Below are 19,846 nucleotides of genomic sequence, written 5' to 3' on the forward strand. Positions count from 1 at the left end.
CCTCCATCTTTTTTTACGGGAGTTTTCCCCAAGTCGTTCTAAGCACATCATATCAGGCATTTTTTCCCTTTTCAACGTAATTAGTGCTTATTATATTGCAAATAATGCTCTCTTCATATATGATAATGAAAGAGGTGATTTTCATGGGACAATATATAAAAAAAGGATACCTGAACAGTGAATTCAGACTATTCCACCTGACTGATCAAGAAACTCGTGAAGTAAAATACCATTATCATGATTTTGATAAGATTACCATCTTTATCAAAGGACATGTTACTTATACGATTGAAGGAAAATCTTATGAATTGTCTCCTTATGACATTGTTCTGGTCCGACATAATGACATACATCGTCTGGTTGTAGATAATTCCCAGATCTATGAACGAATCATTGTCTATATCTCACCAAATTTTATGAACGCATACAAAACAGATTCTTATGATTTAAGTTATTGCTTTCAAAAAGCAGAAGAAGAGCATTCCAATGTATTAAGAATTCCTTCCTTAAAAAACAGTTCTTTATTCCAGTCAATCACACGATTAGAAAAATCTTTTTCCGATGACGGATACGCTTCCGATCTTTATCGCCAAGTCCTCTTTCTGGAGTTTATGATACATCTGAACCGTGCTGCAAGAAAAAATCGTCTGGAATTCATTGATACAGATAACTGTAATACCAAAATTCTGGACATCCTGCAATATATTAACGAAAATCTAAACCATGATCTGAACATCGATATCCTTTCAGATCATTTTTACATCAGTAAATACTATATGATGAGACTATTCAAGCAGGAAACCGGTTACACTCTTGGACACTATATTTCCCAAAAACGGCTCCTGCTTGCAAAAGAATTAATACTAACCGGTGTGTCAGGCACACAGGCTTGCTTTGATTGTGGCTTTAAAGATTATTCTACATTTTCCAGAGCTTACAAGAAGTTCTTCCATGAATCGCCACGCGAGACCGGGACTTTACTTTGAAGTTCTAACTTTATCATAGATTTCTACCGGTACAAAGGCTCTTACAAATATTCCATCATCCCGGTAATCTTCTTGCTGTAACTCACCGTATTTACGGATCAACTGAATCTTCCCTGCCTCCTGGTAGGAATACAGATTCTCAATTGCAACTTTCTGTTCACGCAGAACTGCCTCGATTGTTTGAAGCAGTTCTGAAATTCCATCTTTCATCTTTGCAGATATCTTTACGGTATAATCTGCATGAAAATCTCGAATGATCTGTTGATTTCCAGCTTTATCCATCTTATTAAATATGGTGATAACTGGTTTGTCAGTAACCTCCAGATTCTTAAGCGTCTCATATACAATAAACATCTGTTCATCCATCTGCGGATTCGCCATATCAACCACATGCAGAATCAGATCTGCATATTTAGCCTCTTCCAGTGTACTGCGAAATGCTTCAATCAGATGATGAGGAAGCTTTCGGATAAAACCGACGGTATCTGTCAAAAGAATCTCCTGCCCACTTGGCAATTTCAATCCACGGGTCGTTGGATCCAAAGTAGCGAACAGCTTATCCTCAGCCAGAATACCTGCTCCTGTCAATGAATTCAGTAGTGTAGACTTTCCTGCATTCGTATATCCTACAATAGCAGCGACCGGAATTCGATTCCGGTTCCTCTGTTCTCGTGTAACCTCCCTATGACGTTTTACATCTTTCAATTCTCTGTTCAACTGGGCGATCCTACTCTTTATCAGTCTTCGATCCATCTCCAGTTTCTTCTCTCCTGGTCCTCTGGTGCCAATTCCTCCTCCAAGACGAGACATCGCTGTTCCGAAACCAGTCAATCTAGATTGACGATACTTTAATTGTGCCAGTTCTACCTGAATCTTACCTTCACTGGTAGATGCTCTGGAAGCAAAAATATCCAGAATCACCAGCGTACGATCCATTACTTTCGTATCCAACTCATCCTGAAGATTTTTCATCTGTGCCGGCGAAAGTTCATCATCACAAATAATACCTGTTGCGTCCAACTCCCACAACAGGTCTTTTAACTCTTCAATCTTTCCTTTTCCGATATACGTTCCCGGATGCATCTGCTCTCTGTTCTGAATTACTGTTCCAACAGTTTCTGCCCCTGCAGTTGCTGCCAGCTCCTTTAATTCATCCAGTGATTTCTGCGTGTCATCCTGATCCGACAGACTGACTCCTACTAAGATTACCCGCTCGGTTACTTTATCTAATTCAATCATCTTCTCTTTCCTTACCGTGTCTCCAGAAATTCCAGTTCTTTCTGCGCATTCTGATCGTCAGGATAATCATTCAGATATTCCTTCAGCTTCACTTTTGCACTTTCCCAGTCCTTTGCCTGTTCATATGCAACAATAACATTATACTGCATCTCCTGCTTCAGTTCCTCGCTGATATCTTCCTGACCAAGACCAAGACGAAAATAATTAATTGCTGAATCCGGATCTTCTAATTTCAGTTCACAGATTCCAATAAAATTATAAATCGTTCCTGTCTTCTGCGCATTGTTTTCCAGTGCACTTTCAAAAGCATCGCGTGCTCCTTCAAAATCCTCTTGTTCCCATTTGGCAATCCCGATTCCTCTGTAGGCATCCCCCACATTCACCTCTTTTTCAATTGCCTCTTCAAATTGTTCTATCGCCTCTTCATACTGCCCATTTTCCAGATATTCTATTCCTTCTTCCGAAGGATTTTTCCCGCATCCGCTGAGACACACTCCCAAAAGTAAAACGGACAGTACTACCCTTATACGCTTCATACTTCCTCCTATACGTTATATCTTGCTACCCACGCAGCATTTAAAATAGCAGCAAACATTACTCCAACTTCTGCCAATATTGCTTCCCACATACCAAAATAGCCAATAATGGCAAGAATCAAAATCAATCCCTTAACAACCAATGCAAAAGTAATATTCTGGTTTACTACTCTTAATGTCTCTCTGGATATCTTAATTGCATCTATAATTCTTGGAAGTTCATCTTCCATCAATACGATATCAGCTGCCTCAATCGCTGCCGCCGAACCTAACGCTCCCATGGCAATTCCCACATCCGCTCTCGCAAGAACTGGCGCGTCATTGATTCCATCACCTACACATACCAGCCTCTCGGTTCCATCCTGAATACGCAGGAAATCTTCTACCTGCTCCAGCTTATCTTCCGGCATCAAGTCTGCATATGCATAATCCATCTCCAATTCTTTTGCCACTTGTACACTTCCGCTCTTCGTATCGCCAGTCAACATGACCAATACCGCCTTACATTTTTCCTTCAAATATTGAAGTGTATCCACGGCATCTTCTTTTATAGTATCCGCAATAACAATGTATCCCGCATATTTCTTTCCGACAGCTACATAGATAACAGTTCCCGGCTGACTGACATCATCACAAAGTATCTGCTGCTTCTCCATCAGCCTGTTATTTCCAACATAGACGCGCTCTCCTTCGAATGTCGCATTGACACCATATCCTGGTATCTCTCGCATTCTATATACTTTATTCTCTGCTATCTCTTTCCCATAGGCTTCCCTCAGTGACTGTGCAATCGGATGATTAGAGTGGCACTCAACATGTGCGGCGATCCTAAGGAGTTCCTCGTTCGGCATTCCAATTGCCTTGACTTCCTTCACATGAAAGACACCTTCCGTCAGGGTCCCTGTCTTATCAAAAATAAATGTATCAGCCTTTGCCAGATCTTCCAGGAAATTACCGCCTTTCATTACAATTCCATGGCGTGCAGCCGTTACGATTCCTCCAAGAAATGCAATTGGTACTGACAATACCAATCCACAGGGACAGGCAATCACCAGGAAAATCAATCCGCGGTAAATCCAGGTATCCCAATTTCCATAAGAAAATGTCAGTGACGGATATATCATGACCGCAAAAGCTCCCAACAACATAAGCGGTGTGTAGATTCTGGAGAATCTGGTGATGAAAGTCTCACTCTCTGCCTTTTTATTCTGCGCATCCTCCACCATCTCCATGATTCTGGATACGGTAGAATCCACATATAATTCCAAAACTTTTGCTTCAATCACACCATTCAGATTAATACATCCGCTATAAATCTTATCCCCCGGCCATGCAGATTGAGGAATTGCTTCTCCCGTAATTGCCTTCGTATCAATACTCGTAGTGCCTGATGTTATCACAGCATCTACCGGAATACGCTCTCCCGGCTTAATCACAATAATATGTCCCGGCTTCAATGCGGACGGATCTACCTTGAATTCTCTTCCATGAACCTTTCTTGTTGCATATTCTGGACGGATATTGATCAACTCTTCAATATTTTTTTTCGCTCTGTCTCTTGAAAAAGCCTCAAAAATCATTCCCAATTCAAACAAAAGAATTACAAGTACACCTTCTACATACCTTCCAATTCCCAAAGCTCCAATTGTGGCCAAGATTATTAACGTATATTCTGACAGGAACTTTTTCTGCAGCAGATTTTGTTCCAGTTTCTTAAAAGCATCAAACCCTATAATCAGATACGCAATAAGAAACCATATAAATTTTACTCTGTCAGTTAACGTCAGATGTATGGTAGCTTCAATCGCACTCACATACACCAACACCCCTACACTATAAATGATACATCTTTTTTTCAACTTCTCCGTCATATGATATTCCCTTTAATCACTATATGAAAACTACTCCATAATATGTTCCATTCCTTGACTGATAATTGTCTGGATATGATCATCTGCCAGCGAATAATATACGGTCTTTCCTTCTCTGCGGTTCTTCACTAACTTCATCTGTTTCAATATTCGAAGCTGATGGGATATAGCTGACTGCGTCATGCCTAACACCTCGGCAAGATCACAGACACACATCTCAGCCTCCAATAACACACACAAAATCTTAATTCTTGTCGAATCAGCAAATACCTTATAAAAATCTGCCAGTTCTTTTAACAGATCTTCTTCCGGCATCTTGTTCTTCACCATGTAAACTGTATCCGTATGAACACATGTAACTTCGCAACACTCAGCTTCCGTTCTCTTCATACATTCCTTCCTTTCAAAAAATCAGAAACCTTATCAATTAATTATGCCAAATGGCCTCTTCAAATTCAACCATTTGGCATAAAATGAAATTAAAATTAATAATTTTGTAACTATTGTATATCTATTTGATTCGTTCTTTTTGAGTATACAGCACACGAATCGAATTCATCACGCACAACATGGCAACTCCCGTATCCGCAAACACAGCCATCCACATGTTCGCATATCCCATAATTCCTAATATCATAATCAGGAACTTAATAATCAAAGCAAAAACGACATTCTGCATTGCAATTTTACCAGTTTGTCTGGCAATTTTTACTGCTTCAGGAATTGCATTCATTGATGAAGTCATGAAAACGACATCTGCTGCTTCAATTGCTGCATCTGCGCCATTTCCCATAGCTGCTCCTACATCTGCCCCCGCAAGAACCGGAGCATCATTAATCCCGTCACCTACAAACATAACAGAACCATATTGTTCACGAATCTTCTGTAAATGTTCCAGCTTCTCTTGAGGCAGGAGCTGAGCATGCACTTCATCAATTCCTGTCTTCTTGGCCACAGCTATCGCATTATCTTTCGCATCTCCTGTCAACATTGCTGTCACCAAATTCTGAGACTTCATCCGACTCACAGCATCAGTCGCTTCCTCTTTAATCACATCGGCAACGACCAGATAGCCTGCCAATTTGCCGTCTACGGCGAGCAACACTTCCGTTCCATATATTCCTGCTTCATAATCATTGGTATCTATACCATATAATTCCAACAATCCGCGATTACCGCAAAGCACTGTTCCTTCCGGGAATACTGCACGGATTCCCTTCCCTGATATCTCCTCTGCTTCCAATGGTCTGACAAGCCCCAGTCCTTTTTCTTTCGCTGCTGCCACTATACTGGTTCCAATTGGATGTGTAGAATTCAGCTCACAATCGGCTGCCATCGTCAATATCTGCTTTTCCGTTAATCTTCCCAATGACTCTACTCGCTGAACCACAAAATTTCCCTTGGTAATGGTTCCCGTCTTATCCATGACTACAGCTTTTATATCTTTCAGCGCTTCAATCGCAATTCCGCCTTTAAATAAGATTCCCTGTCTGGATCCAGCCCCAATACCCGAGAAAAAGGCCAGCGGCACACTCAGTACCAATGCACACGGGCAACTGATGACCAGGAATGTAATTGCCGTATAGATCCAGTAATTCCAGTTACCAGTAATCAAGGAAGGAATCACAGCCGTCAATATTGCTGCAAAAACAACAACTGGCGTATAGATTCGGGCGAACCTTGTAATAAAGCGATCAATCTTTGGCTTGCTTGCCGCAGCATTTTCTACCGAATCCAGAATACGTGTCACCATAGATTCACCTAACGGCTTTTGAACTTCCAGCTTCAACACGCCCAGATCATTGACACATCCAGAATATATCTCTTTCCCAGGAAATACACTGACAGGTACCGGTTCTCCAGTAACTGGTGAAGTATCGATCTGACTACGTCCTTCAATAACTTTTCCATCCAAAGGAATACGATCCCCCGGACGAATCAGAATAATATCTCCAACTTTTGCATCCTGTGCCGGAATACTCTTCACTTCGTCTCCCTTGACCAGATTCACAACTTCAGGCCTAAGATCTACCGCCTCCATTATCTGAGACCGACTACGGCTTACTGCAATCTCTTCGAACACTTCTCCCACACGATAGAACAACATAACTCCTACAGCTTCCGCAAAATCTCCGATTGCAAATGCCGCCAGTGTTGCCACACTCATCAGGAAATTCTCATCAAACACGTGTCCTTTTGCCAGATTCCTAACTGCTGTCCAGACAATTTCCAGTCCAAGAATCACATATGCAGCCACAAATACAATACTCACAATCCATGAACCTGGAAACATATGACTTGCAATTTGACCTGCAATGAACAAAACTGCACCCACGGTAATAGCCAGAATATCCTTCTTATTCTCTTCCAAAGGATTCTCTTTCTTCTTATTCACACTTCGTTCTTCTCTTGGTGTTACGGTTACTGCTTCTTCTATTGAAGCACAGATTCTCCTGAATTCTGGCAACAACTTTTCCTGATTGTCTGCTGCCACAATCAATTGTTTTGTTGCAAATGTAATCGTTGCCATCTCAACACCTGGAAGCTCACGAATCTGTCGTTCCATCTTAGCTGCACAATTGGCACATCCAAGATTCTCTAAAATATAAACTCTTTTTTCTACCCCTTCCGGCATTGACGGTATCCTTTGCTCTTCTATCTCATGATGGTGGTGCTCATGTCCACAACTACATTCTTCTTCATGATGCTGCTCATGTCCGCAACCGCATTCACATACCGTTTCCTTTCTTCTCTCCTGATTCTTCATATCTATATCCTCCTGGCTGGTTAAATCTTTTCATATGAACAATTATTCATATGTTCATATTTAAATATAATCACATTCTGATACTTTTGTCAATATATTTATGCAGAAACGAGATTAACTTTGCGAATTTCATTGCTAGAACAAAGAGTTCTGCGAGCGAAACTCTTGCGCCTCCGGCGGTCGCCTGCGACATCTTCAGCTTTCGCCGGAGTGCGCATCCTCCCGGAGGATTTTTACTCTATGGAAGCGAAGTTTCCTATAGAGTAAAAAAACAGAAGCAGGTATATTCCAATGTCATTAAGATAAGGATAATCATCTCAGAGTGAAAAGAGTGGAATACGTAGAAATGCATATTCTGCTTTTTTATGTTCAAAAATCAAAAAACACTTGACAAACACAGTAAAATTTGCGGCGAAGCCCCTTGATTAAAGGAGGTAACGCAAATGAATCTAACTGCAGATGATCTGAAAAAATGTTTAAATGAGTGTATTTCAGAAATTGTATCTCACCATAACGAATTTTCTTTAGTTCCAAAAGCTTTTTCCAGAACACGAAAATGGCCATTAGACAAACTAATTCATTTTATTCTTTCTTTCGGAAGCCAGTCGTTAGGAACGGAAATACTTGAATATTTTCAATTTCAAGACGGCTTTCCTTCCGTATCTTCTTTTGTTCAACAGCGAAAGAAGTTGTCCTTTCAAGCCATGGAGAAGCTCTTTAAATTATTTTATAATCGAACAGAATCTGATCCGGTTTTGTTTAAGGGTTATCGAATTGCTGCAATAGATGGCAGCGAACTCTCTTTGCCATATAACCCAAATGAAGAAAACGTAATCGGAGAGAATCATCATTCCACCTTGTATCTAAACAGCCTGTATGACGTATGTGGTAAAGTTTTTATGGACAGCGTCATTCAACATGGAAAAGAAAGGAACGAAACAGATGCAGCGTGCATTATGGTTGACAGAATTTCTGAAAAATATCCGGTCATTATCATGGCTGACCGGGGATACGAGAATTATAATCTGTTTGCCCATATAGAGGAAAGACTTTTTGATTATGTAATTAGAATCAGAGATCTGGGAGCAATCAGAACTATGGCAGCTGGATTTGACTTCCCATCAGATGGTCCGTTTGATCTGACGCGAGATGTAGTAATAACGAGACATTCAACTGGCCCATGCATAGTGAATCGTATTAAATACAAATATTTCAGTAAAACCGCTCGATTTGATTATATAAAAGATAGTAAATCGAATGATTATGAACTAACCATCCGATTTGTACGGTTTCAATTGGAAAACGGTAGTTATGAACTGATTGCTACGAGTCTTTCAGAAGATGAATTTTCAGCTGAGGAATTAAAAAAACTTTACCAATTGCGCTGGAATATAGAAGTAGGGTTTAGAGAAGCAAAATATATTTTAGGTATGGAAGCTTTCCATTCAAAGCAAGAGAATTCTATTTGTCAGGAAATTTATTCAAGAATTATTATGTATAATTTTATTATGCTGATCACTCTGGGAACAAAAATTCCCGAAAAGGAGCGAAAACATCAGCACCAGATTAATTTTTCAAGGGCAGTCCGAATCTGTATTGCGTTTTTCAAGCAAACAGAAAACGGACCACCAATTGATGTCGAAACCACCATAGTAAAGTTCTTATTACCCATAAGGCCCAACCGCTCCCGACCAAGAGATACTGTTAGTGCATGTGTGGTTTCGTTCAATTATAGATTAGCATGATTCTTCTAAAAATCAATCTATTTTTACTCCTTTATAACGAAGGAGTTTTTCCCATGCCTAACTTTCTGTAAAAAAGAGAAGTTCCGAAGAATGATACCTTTTTATATCAGTTCTTCGGAACTATGGGATTGTTCCAATGCTATCTTAATGACATTGAGGTATATTCCCGCTTCTGTTTTTATTTCCCCATTATTTTACTTTTTTCTTCTTTGCAAGCTTTGCCATCAATTCATTCTCTCCATCAAAGATTCTGGATATACGGAATCTCTTTTGAATAGAGTATGTATCTTCTGAAAACACTTCCGCAAATAATGCTTTTGGATCAGCAACTTCTTTCATTCCTTTTCTCTCGATAGCATCAGTTACGACTGAAACCGTCCCGTTAAATACAATAGAACTTCCTTTTACCGTAGCATTGTCTACTTCGAGCACTTTATAGAAAATGAATTCATTACCGGCTCTTGAACTATAAGTTGGATAATAGATGTACACATCATCATCAACCAGGAAAATACGATAGGTTGAATTAATATAAACATCGTAGATCAAAGACAGCATGATAATAAAAACTGCAAATATACAGATTGTAAATATCGGAATGCTGTGCACAAATGAATTAGATATAACCCCCGCTACAATAATTGCGACAACGCTCACCCCAAGAACTGTCATCAGGTAACCTCTGCGAACATCCAAAATTGTCTTCGTTTGTTTTAATTCCATATGAAGCCCTCCATTTCGTTTTTGTTCTCACTACCTCTTTTATTATACTCTTTTATCTAATATAAAATCAAGATATTCTAGGAATTTCTACCATCTTGACTGATTTTCTCTGCTATTTTCTACCGCACAGGAAATTGCCTCATTAAATGTCGGATGCGCACGCATTGCATACATTAACTGTGCAGATGTTAATCCATTCGCAATTGCCGTTGCCAGCTCTCCAATCATATCTGTCGCACGCTGACACATAAGCTGCGCTCCCAGAAGCACATCACTATCGGCTGCAAATAATACCTTAATGAATCCCTGCTCTTCTTTTGAAATAATGGACTGTCCATTGACATTCATGACGTATTTTCCACAGCGAAGCGGTATTCCCTTCTTTCTTGCCTCCTCTTCCGTAATTCCCACAGAAGCAATCTCTGGATCTGTATACAGACAACTTGGAACTATGGAAATAGACGTGAACAGACAGCTCGGAACCATCTCCACAATCACAGAAGGCTCCACATTATTCATGCGTTCTACTACATATGTCGCTTGTGCAGAGGCAACATGTGCCAGTTGAATTCCACCAATCACATCTCCAATCGCATAAATTCCCGGGAGGTTCGTCATATAGAAATCATCTACAACGATTCTGCCATTTTCTAATTTTATCGGAACATCTGAATCAAATAATCCTGTTGTGTTAGCAACTCTTCCCACAGAAACCAGCACCGCATCCACACAAGTCTTTTGATTCTCTCCCTGACATACATAATGGCATTCCAGTCCCCTGTCATCCTTCGTAATCTTTTCCAATATACTTTTCTTACAGATATGTATTCCACGATTCGTAAGAATCTCTTCTAATGCATCTGAAAATTCCTGATCCATATTCGGAAGAAGGCGGTCAGACACCTCAACAATCGTCACCTTACCGCCAAGTGCATTGAATACTGTTGCCAATTCAATTCCTATAACTCCACCGCCAAGAATCAACAATCTGCCATAGCTGCTTTCTTCTGATGTCAATAATTCTTCACTTGTCATAACTCCAGGCAGATCCATTCCTGGAATGTCTATCATCCGTGCTTTCGCACCCGTTGCAATCAAAATATTTTTTCCAATATAATATTCTGTTCTCTGGTCAGATGTTGTTACCCGCACTCTGCGATCACTTTGAATAACAGCAGTTCCCTTTACGGATTCAATACCAAGTGCATCAAATTCTTTCTGCAATTCTTCTCGCATTCTGGCTGATGATAATTCCTTATATTCATATATCTTCTGCAGATCAAATCCAACTTTCTCTGCAGTAAGTCCGAATTTCTCACACTCTGTCATCTCACGATACAGTGTCGCCGCATGAATCAAAGCCTTTGTAGGAATACATCCACGGTTAATACAAGTACCGCCAATCTCTCCCTTATCTATGATAACAACCGACATCCCCAGTTTTGCCGCTTTCTTTGCAGCTACATATCCTCCCGGACCTGCTCCAATAATTACAAGATCATATTGTTTTCCCATCGTATCCCTCCTGGTATCTCTACCCTTCTATTCAATCTGCCAGTCAATCGGTTCGATTCCATGTTCTTCAAGAAATGAGTTCGTCTGGCTAAAAGGTTTGCTGCCAAAAAAACCTCTGTATGCAGATAACGGACTTGGATGAGGCGCTTTCAGGATTAAATGATTTGGATTCGTCAGCATCTTCTCTTTTTTCTGAGCGGGTGCTCCCCATAGAATAAACACAATCGGTCGATCCTGATTATTTAACGCCATAATTGCCGCATCTGTAAATTCCTCCCAACCAATCCCGCGATGGGAATTGGCCTGATGTGCACGCACGGTAAGGACTGTATTTAACATCAAAACACCTTGTTCGGCCCATTTCGTCAAACATCCATGATTTGGAATCGTACATCCAAGATCATCATGCAATTCCTGATAGATATTAACCAGAGATGGAGGTATATCTACACCTTTCTTTACAGAAAAGCAAAGTCCATGCGCCTGCCCATCATTGTGATATGGATCTTGTCCCAGAATCACAACTTTTACCTTATGTAATGGTGTCAGATGAAACGCATTAAAGATATCATCTGCCGGCGGAAAGATTTTTCTCGTCTTATACTCCTGATTTACCGTTTCAAATAATTTTCTATAATAAGGCTTTTTAAACTCTCCCTGAAGAGCCTCCAGCCAATCATTATTAATCGCAGCCATAACATTCACCTCTCTGCTACAGACGTACGGACACACCTCGTCCTTTCAGATATTCTTTTACTTCTTTAATCTCCAGTTCTTTATAATGAAACAATGATGCAGCCAATGCAGCATCTGCTTTTCCGTCCGTCAATGCATCATAAAAATGTTCCAGCGTCCCGGCACCCCCGGATGCAATCACAGGAATGGATACCTCTTCTGCAATAGCTCTTGTAAGTTCCAGATCGTATCCCGCTTTCGTTCCATCACAATCCATACTCGTCAGAAGTATCTCTCCGGCTCCTAACTTTTCAACTCTTGCAGCCCATTCCAGCGCATCGATTCCCACATCAATGCGTCCGCCATTCTTATATATGTTCCAACCGCTTCCATCAGCTCTTTTTTTGGCATCAATAGCTACAACTACACACTGACTGCCAAACTTATCTGCCGCATCTGAAATCAATCTTGGCGTATTAATAGCAGAAGAATTAATAGAAATCTTATCCGCTCCTTCCCGAAGCAACGCCTTAAAATCGTCTACAGTCCGAATACCGCCGCCCACGGTAAACGGAATGAATACGGTCTCTGCTACCTTCCGAACCATATCTACCACAGTTTCTCTGGCATCTGAAGATGCTGTGATATCCAAAAACACCAGTTCATCAGCACCAGCTTTATCATATGCCTTACCAATCTCCACTGGATCACCGGCATCTCTTAAATCAACGAAGTTGACACCTTTTACTACTCGTCCATTATTTACATCCAGACATGGAATAATTCTCTTTGTATGCATCCTTTAACCTCCGCCTATATTTCCACAAAATTCTTAAGTATCTGAATTCCCACATCACTGCTCTTTTCCGGATGGAATTGACAAGCAAACACATTGTCTTTCTCAACAGAAGCATGAATATGTGTACTATACTCTGTTGTTGCTGTTACAATCCCCTCATCTGCTGCTCTCAGATAATAAGAGTGTACAAAATAAACGTATGGTTCTTCTGGCAGATTAGCAAATAACCTTCCTTGATTCTGGAACTTCAGTGAATTCCATCCCATATGCGGAATCTTAAGTCCTTCTTTGTCCGGAATTCGTAAGATCTCACCTTTTAAAATTCCCAGGCCTTCCACTCCCGGCGTCTCATCACTTCTTTCAAATAATAACTGCAGTCCCAGGCAGATTCCCAAAAATGGAGTCTTCTGGTCTACAACTTCGCCAATGACTTCCTCCAGACCATACTGACGAATCTTACCCATGGCATCTCCAAATGCACCAACTCCAGGAAGTATAACCTTATCTGCCTGCAATATTGTCTCTCTGTCCCTGGTGATGGTTACGTCCTGCCCCAGTAACTGCATGGCTTTTTCCACACTTTTAATATTTCCCGCATCGTAATCTATAATTGCTATCAATGTTCAAACCCGCCTTTCCTCATCCTGTCTTGCTCCGATTGCTTCTGCGCTCATTGCTATGGGCTTATTGTACATCAAGTTCGAACCAGAATTCAACACCATTGTCATAATTCTTGACACCATATTTCTGATGGAAAGATTCCATAATTGCTTTTACGATTGACAGACCAATTCCATTACCGCCATATTCTCTGGTATGTGCTTTGTCTACTTTATAAAACTTATCCCAGATGTGCATAATATCCTTTTCTGGAATTGGATTGCCTGTATTGAATACTGTCACTCTCGCTTTCTGCTGTTTAAGCGTAATCTTCACTTCTACTATCTTTTCATCTTTTACATGATGAAATGCATTACTGATATAATTACGAAGCACCTGTTCAATCTTAAATTCATCTCCCCATACACAGACAGGCTCCGACTGGCGAAAGATAACGGTAATATCTTCCTGTTGTGCAAGAATCTCCATACTATGCAAAACACCTCTGATGAGCTCCGTCAGATTGAAACGTGTAAATTCGATCTCTTCATCCCCAAACTCTAACTGATTCAATGTCAGAAGATTCTTCACCATCTGATTCATTTTTGCCGCCTCATCCATAATAACATCACAATAGAACTCACGGCTTTCAGGGTCATCACTGACGCCTTCCTTCAGACCTTCGGCATATCCCTGGATCAAAGCAATCGGAGTCTTCAGTTCATGAGACACATTGCCCAGGAATTCATTACGCATCTGTTCTAACTTATCTTTCTGCTCAATATCCTTCTGTAGTTCATTATTTGCCTTTTTCAACTCCGATATCGTGCTTTCCAGTTTCTCAGACATGCGATTGAAATTTGCACCCAACTCGCCAATCTCATTACTTCCACCACTGGTATATTTTGCATCAAAATCAAGGTTGGCCATTTTATCAGACAACACAGCCAACTCAAGGATTGGATTGGTAAGTCTTTTTGAAAAATACCAGATAAATACAATTGATATTACGATCAGAAAGCTGGCAATATATATCAGAAAACGATTAGAGATTGTTGCACTTTCCCGGATACTCTCCAGCGGACTCCGAAGCAGGAACTGGCTTCCATCATCGAAAGTTCCCCACATCTCAATATAATAATTCTGATTCCATGGATCCCAGGATTGATTGATCTGATATTCGTCCGTACTCTCCAATATCTTGCTTTCTTTCTGTGCCTGATTCAGGAAATATCCAACCAGCTGGTTTTTCAACAGATTCTTATCATGCACATTGGTGTAAACAGCTCCTCGTTCATCTTCCACCAAAAAAGAAATATTGTTTTTTTCTGCAAGATGCACCAGATTACTCGAGACCTCTTCATTATCCAAAGTTCCATTTTCTCTTGCTTCATTTAGCTTCTCATACATATTAATAAACTGTGTCTCTTTATTACGAATATAATACGGCTCCAGAAACTTTACATTAATTACCAGAAGCGCCAACACAAGAAAAGTCAAAAGCCCCAAAAACACCGTAATCATCTGTCGCTTAATAGAATGTTTCATGCCTCATCAACCTCGAATTTATATCCCATTCCCCAGATTGTCTTAATATAATTTCCCTTTTCTCCTAACTTACTTCTCAATTTCTTCACATGAGTATCAATAGTCCTTGCATCTCCAAAATAATCATAATTCCACACATTATTCAATATCTTCTCTCGAGACAACGCAATCCCCTGATTCTCCACAAAATATGTCAGTAATTCAAATTCCTTGAAGCTCAGATCTATTTCCCCGCCATCTATCTTTACCTGATGTGCTGCTTTATCAATGACAATTCCGCCGGCATCTATCGTCTCACCGGCCGCAATAGCATTGGACCTTCTTAAGACAGCCTCAACACGTGCGACCAGAATCTTCGGACTAAATGGTTTGGAAATATATTCATCCACTCCCAGATTAAATCCCTGAAGTTCATCACTTTCCTCCGCTCTCGCAGTCAACATGATAATCGGTACCTGAGAAGACTGCCGAATCTCCCTACAAGTCTGCCAGCCATCCATTCTCGGCATCATAACATCCAGAATCACCAGTGCAATATCTTTCTCCTCATAAAAAATTTCCATCGCTTCCATACCATCGCCAGCTTCCAGAACAACATATCCTTCCCGCTCCAGGAAATCCTTCACCAGCTTACGCATTCTACTTTCATCGTCCACTACTAATATCTTAATCTTCTCCATGAAATCACCCCAAACAAATTATTATTCATATTTTATATCATAGCATGGATTTATGACGCTTTTGTGAATTTTTTAAATGGGGACGTAGTAAAATGCAATTTTACTACGTCCCCATTTAAAAAACACCCTGTACCCATTTGACATTTTTTAATAGATTTCTTCTATATATATATTATTCATTTCTATTTTTCATTTTTCTTTAACACTTCTATAATATAAATTAATAATTATTTTCTATTCATAAAGGAGGTATTCTGACATGCCTGAATTTGCATTGCCCGAAAATTTTGAAACTTATCCCGAAGCACGCAAAAAAGCTTTTCTAACAATGAAGGAATTGAAGGAACAGGGGCATCGTATTGTTGGAGTTTTTTGTACTTATACTCCATGGGAACTGATTCTGGCTGCTGATGCAGTTGCAGTTGTGTTATGTGGTATAGGAGATGACAATATTCCTGCTGCTGAGGTTCGTCTTCCCAAAAACTTGTGCCCGCTGATCAAGGCCAGTTATGGAGCAGCTGTTACCGATCGTTGTCCTTTCTTCTATTTCTCAGATATGGTTCTTGCTGAGACAACTTGCGACGGTAAGAAAAAAATGTATGAATTGATGGGTGAATTAAAACACTGCCATATTATGCAGCTTCCACCGGGAAAGACTGGCCGCGGCGCTCTTGAATTCTGGAAACAGGAAGTCATTAGTGTAAAAGAAGATTTGGAACAATTCTACAATATAACCATTACCGACGATAAGATACGAGATGCTATCAAGCTTCGCAACCGGGAACGAAAAGCTGTTCTTGATTTCTTTGAGGTTGCCAGACTGAAGCCATCTCCGATTACGGGCTATGAAATTGCCACAGTGATTGCTTCCAATGAATTCTCTCCAAATCTGGAAGATAAGATTGCTTTTCTTGAAAAACGTACTGCAGAATTAAAAGACCTTTATGAGCGCGAATATAAAGGAAAACCATCCAGACCTCGTATTCTCATTACAGGTTGCCCTACCACCGGCGTTATGGACAAGATTATCAAGCGAATTGAAGAACTTGGCGCAGACGTTGTTGGATTTGAGAACTGTTGTGGTCCTCGCGAGAAGAAAGACCCGATCGATGAAACAAAGGATCCAATTACTGCAATTGCCGAAAAATACCTTCGCGTTAACTGCTCTGTAATGAGTCCAAACCCAGGACGTTTAGAAGCACTGGATGTACAGATTGATGAGTATCAGGTGGACGGTGTCGTAGAAGTCTTATTACAGGCCTGTCATACATTTGCCATTGAATCAGATGCTGTAAAAACATTCGTTACCAAAGAAAAGCATATTCCTTATATTGCAATCAATACTGATTATTCGCCAGCCGATCAGGCTCAGATTAATACACGACTCGGTGCATTTATTGAATTATTACAGTAATTTACTTAAGCTTATCTGGCTTTTTAATTTAAATTATGTAATGATAAATACATATCAAAAAATCAGGGGGAAATTTTTTGTAAATTTCTCCCTGATTTTTATTATGTACATCTATCCATTCTATTTAGCAGGCTGATTTATAAAAAGGAATCCCATAAATCTGATAAATGTGTAAACCACAAATACTACTGCAATCACAGTCTCAATGAGTACTACATATTTTAATACTGGCATTGGTTGTCCCATATTGGCAAGACAAGCCATTGTCTGCTTCGTTGCAATTGCACTGATAACAAATGGGAAAGTAAATGCTGCATAACTCGGATAAAATTTTAATTTCAAATATCCAATTGCTTTTACAATTGAAAAGATGTAAAGCACGGTTGCAACTGCAAGCATTGCAAGAAGAAATCCTCTTGATTTTGGAGTCACGGATTGTACGTATCCTGCAATACAAAGACTTGTAGGTGCTGCGTAGATACAGAGCAATGGCTGAGCTGGTTCAGGGATCTGCGGACACTTTACATATCGAACCGTAACAAGTACCAGCAAGATAATCAATGTCACAAAACCAAACCAGAATGCTGCCGCACCGATTCCTGTCTGTTCAAACGCCGGTGCCGTAACAGCTGCAACTGCGATTCCAACATATACAATATAATAACTAGCAAAAACTTTTGGCAGTTGAAGTTTTAGGATAAACTTCACTGTAAAATATACAATCAGCACAATATGCAGACCGATCGCAAAGAACCAGATATACATTGCTGCCGGCCCTATGAATGGTTTCACATATGTACTAAGAAGCATTAATGCCATCGGAAATGTTCCAGATACACTTGCCATGATTGGATTCTGCATATCTTCTTTGATCATCTTTGGAAACATGATCAGTTTTAAAAGTACCAAAATCAATAAAAATGCAGCTACAATTCCACATACTAAGCGAATACCCTCTCCATAACTCTGAAGCAGATTTCCAAGTGCTGCAAATCCAAGCATTACACCGCAAAGAGGCACTGGAACTTTTTTAATTATATTCATGTCACTCTATTCCTTTCTGGCTTAACGTTATATTTAAATCTCAGCAATCGTACGTCTTGGTGCCGGCTCATCAATCTCGTCCAGATTCTTAATACCCAACTCACGACAGACAATCTGAGCAACTTTCCATGTACAAAGACCTGTAAAGAAAATGCACTGTTCCTTGTGTTCTCCACGTCCTTTATCGAACTCTTTTGTAAGGACCCTACAGCAGATCGCATTCTTCTGATTTGCTACCTTGAACCAGTCATGAAGTTCCTTGGTAAGTTCCATACATTTTACACTCTTCGGATTAGTAGGGCCATCCTGCTCAGTACGTCCAAAGAACATTCCAAGCGCCAGAATACCTCCATTAAATGCACCACAGACACATCCTGACTTTCCTGCACCAACTGCCATACCAGATGCCATAGCGATTACTTCCTCTGGAACATCCAGTTTAAATTCATCACGAATTGCGCTGATTAACGCCTCACAACAATAATAACCTTCTTTAAATTTTTTCTCTGCCACCTGCTGTACCGCTCTTGGGCTGATTTCTGTTACTCCAATATTCATCACAATGTCCTCCTTAATTTGTAACACTTTTCATTTGTTATTATTGTAACACACCTTTTTTCAAGCTAATCATCGGTGTTTTTTATGAGTATATTGTATCTTTCTATATATAGAGATTTTCCAAAAAAAAGGTTCGAAAGTTTTGTCTTTTTTTGTATAAAAGGTAAAACTTTTGAAGCTTCATCAACTTTTTGTTACTTGCTTTCAACTATCTTGTGATACTTCCAATCTGGATCTTGTCTAACCACTCTTTTACATGACGCTGAAAAATATCCACACCATTACCTATCACCTCATTCTTCCGTGTAAGCATACAAATCTTCCATTCATAGATACCATCTGAAAATGGAATTAAAGCCATATCCTCATGCCCCATATCATCAGAGACAAAATCTACCGTAACAGATATCCCTTTATTCTCCCTAACCATCTTATGACATAGACTAAAGCCACTCGTCTCAAACATAATATTGGGTTCAAAGCCCGCCTCCCGACATTTATCAACAATCATGTCGTGGATTTTAAATTCTCTGCTTTCTATATATAGAGGCTCTCCTTCCAGATCCTGAATTAACACAGAACTTTTTTTACTTAAAGGATGTTTTTTGTTAACCAAAAGCTTTACAGGAAATGATGCCAATTCAGATACATCATATAATTTCTCATCACAAGGTGCCAGAGAAAAAGCAACATTGCCTTCTCCAGACAAAAACCATCGTTCCACCTGTTTGTCCGGGCATTCTCTATGATAAAAATCAATCTCTGGATACCTTCGCTTAAAATCCAAAAGACACTCCGGTGTTACAAGACGCAAAATACCAAATGCAGAAAGCAGATCTACTACTCCATGCTCTTTCTGCTTAATGCGTAACATTTCATTTCTCATATTATGATAGTCAGATTTTGCTTTTTGAGCATATTCAAAAAAACATTTTCCACATTCAGACAGTTCCATTCCACTGCTGGTGCGTATGAAAAGTTCACAGTCACATTCATTCTCCAGGTTTTTAATCACTTTACTGATACCTTGAGGCGTCATATAAAGAAGTTTCGACGCTTTTGTCAGATGTTTTGTCTCTACAACTGCAAAAAACACATTCAAATCTCTAATATTCATCCTACTGCCTCCATTCAAAAATGCTGTAA

18 protein-coding genes are annotated in these 19,846 nt (G+C 39.9%); 3 read left to right on the forward strand and 15 right to left on the reverse strand.

All coding sequences use genetic code 11. The annotated features are described in order from the left end of the window. Window positions 1–143 precede the first annotated feature (143 nt). Window positions 144–986: an AraC family transcriptional regulator gene (locus tag ACQRBH_RS12745; protein WP_427743861.1), complete on the forward strand. Its 843-nt coding sequence runs from the start codon at window positions 144–146 to the stop codon at window positions 984–986. Here ACQRBH_RS12745 and hflX read toward each other — a convergent pair. The 5 genes from hflX to ACQRBH_RS12770 form a co-directional block, all read right to left on the reverse strand. Next, window positions 978–2,225: a GTPase HflX gene (hflX, locus tag ACQRBH_RS12750; protein ID WP_235233890.1), complete on the reverse strand. Its 1,248-nt coding sequence runs from the start codon at window positions 2,223–2,225 to the stop codon at window positions 978–980. The genes ACQRBH_RS12745 and hflX overlap by 9 nt on opposite strands. An 11-nt stretch (window positions 2,226–2,236) precedes the next feature. Continuing rightward, entirely contained in the window at window positions 2,237–2,761 is a 525-nt protein-coding gene (locus ACQRBH_RS12755) for a tetratricopeptide repeat protein (protein ID WP_427743863.1), read from the reverse strand. An 8-nt stretch (window positions 2,762–2,769) separates the two neighbouring features. Further along, on the reverse strand, window positions 2,770–4,632 hold the full coding sequence (locus ACQRBH_RS12760; RefSeq protein ID WP_427743865.1) for a heavy metal translocating P-type ATPase: 1,863 nt from the start codon (window positions 4,630–4,632) through the stop codon (window positions 2,770–2,772). A gap of 30 nt (window positions 4,633–4,662) precedes the next feature. Beyond that, entirely contained in the window at window positions 4,663–5,022 is a 360-nt protein-coding gene (locus ACQRBH_RS12765) for an ArsR/SmtB family transcription factor (protein WP_235233896.1), read from the reverse strand. Window positions 5,023–5,143: 121 nt separating this feature from the next. Beyond that, entirely contained in the window at window positions 5,144–7,399 is a 2,256-nt protein-coding gene (locus ACQRBH_RS12770; RefSeq protein WP_427761965.1) for a heavy metal translocating P-type ATPase, read from the reverse strand. 443 nt (window positions 7,400–7,842) lie between these two features. On the opposite strand from ACQRBH_RS12770, the gene ACQRBH_RS12775 reads away from it, so the two are divergent. Next, window positions 7,843–9,144 (forward strand): IS4 family transposase, encoded by a 1,302-nt coding sequence (locus ACQRBH_RS12775; protein WP_427761966.1) that lies wholly within the window; start codon window positions 7,843–7,845, stop codon window positions 9,142–9,144. Between the two features lie 189 nt (window positions 9,145–9,333). Here the strand turns inward: ACQRBH_RS12775 and ACQRBH_RS12780 are convergent, their stop codons facing one another. From ACQRBH_RS12780 to ACQRBH_RS12810, 7 genes are all read right to left on the reverse strand, one after another. Further along, complete coding sequence (locus ACQRBH_RS12780) at window positions 9,334–9,867, reverse strand: hypothetical protein (protein ID WP_427743868.1); 534 nt, start codon at window positions 9,865–9,867, stop codon at window positions 9,334–9,336. A gap of 87 nt (window positions 9,868–9,954) precedes the next feature. Further along, on the reverse strand, window positions 9,955–11,382 hold the full coding sequence (gene lpdA / locus ACQRBH_RS12785; protein WP_427761967.1) for a dihydrolipoyl dehydrogenase: 1,428 nt from the start codon (window positions 11,380–11,382) through the stop codon (window positions 9,955–9,957). Window positions 11,383–11,409: 27 nt separating this feature from the next. Then, window positions 11,410–12,078, reverse strand: coding sequence for a uracil-DNA glycosylase (locus tag ACQRBH_RS12790; protein ID WP_235233903.1), 669 nt, complete (start codon window positions 12,076–12,078; stop codon window positions 11,410–11,412). Between the two features lie 16 nt (window positions 12,079–12,094). Further along, window positions 12,095–12,856 (reverse strand): imidazole glycerol phosphate synthase subunit HisF, encoded by a 762-nt coding sequence (hisF, locus tag ACQRBH_RS12795; RefSeq protein WP_427743872.1) that lies wholly within the window; start codon window positions 12,854–12,856, stop codon window positions 12,095–12,097. Between the two features lie 14 nt (window positions 12,857–12,870). Next, window positions 12,871–13,476, reverse strand: coding sequence for an imidazole glycerol phosphate synthase subunit HisH (hisH, locus tag ACQRBH_RS12800; protein WP_235233908.1), 606 nt, complete (start codon window positions 13,474–13,476; stop codon window positions 12,871–12,873). A gap of 64 nt (window positions 13,477–13,540) precedes the next feature. Beyond that, window positions 13,541–15,004, reverse strand: a complete 1,464-nt coding sequence (locus ACQRBH_RS12805) for a sensor histidine kinase (protein WP_427743873.1) — start codon at window positions 15,002–15,004, stop codon at window positions 13,541–13,543. After that, window positions 15,001–15,684 (reverse strand): response regulator transcription factor, encoded by a 684-nt coding sequence (locus ACQRBH_RS12810; protein ID WP_235233912.1) that lies wholly within the window; start codon window positions 15,682–15,684, stop codon window positions 15,001–15,003. The genes ACQRBH_RS12805 and ACQRBH_RS12810 overlap by 4 nt, the downstream gene beginning before the upstream one ends. Before the next feature lie 259 nt (window positions 15,685–15,943). Between ACQRBH_RS12810 and ACQRBH_RS12815 the strand changes: the two genes are divergently transcribed. Then, window positions 15,944–17,098 (forward strand): double-cubane-cluster-containing anaerobic reductase, encoded by a 1,155-nt coding sequence (locus ACQRBH_RS12815; protein WP_427743874.1) that lies wholly within the window; start codon window positions 15,944–15,946, stop codon window positions 17,096–17,098. Between the two features lie 120 nt (window positions 17,099–17,218). Here ACQRBH_RS12815 and ACQRBH_RS12820 read toward each other — a convergent pair whose 3' ends face one another. The 3 genes from ACQRBH_RS12820 to ACQRBH_RS12830 all read right to left on the reverse strand — a co-directional run bounded on the left by ACQRBH_RS12820 (window position 17,219) and on the right by ACQRBH_RS12830 (window position 19,817). After that, window positions 17,219–18,142: a TDT family transporter gene (locus ACQRBH_RS12820; RefSeq protein WP_427744315.1), complete on the reverse strand. Its 924-nt coding sequence runs from the start codon at window positions 18,140–18,142 to the stop codon at window positions 17,219–17,221. Window positions 18,143–18,175: 33 nt separating this feature from the next. Beyond that, window positions 18,176–18,700: a C-GCAxxG-C-C family protein gene (locus ACQRBH_RS12825; protein WP_235233918.1), complete on the reverse strand. Its 525-nt coding sequence runs from the start codon at window positions 18,698–18,700 to the stop codon at window positions 18,176–18,178. Between the two features lie 208 nt (window positions 18,701–18,908). Further along, entirely contained in the window at window positions 18,909–19,817 is a 909-nt protein-coding gene (locus ACQRBH_RS12830) for a LysR family transcriptional regulator (RefSeq protein ID WP_427761969.1), read from the reverse strand. Between the last annotated feature and the right edge of the window lie 29 nt (window positions 19,818–19,846).

The sequence above is a fragment of the Bariatricus sp. SGI.161 genome (genome assembly GCF_050313695.1).
Taxonomy (GTDB): Bacteria; Bacillota; Clostridia; order Lachnospirales; family Lachnospiraceae; genus JAFBIX01.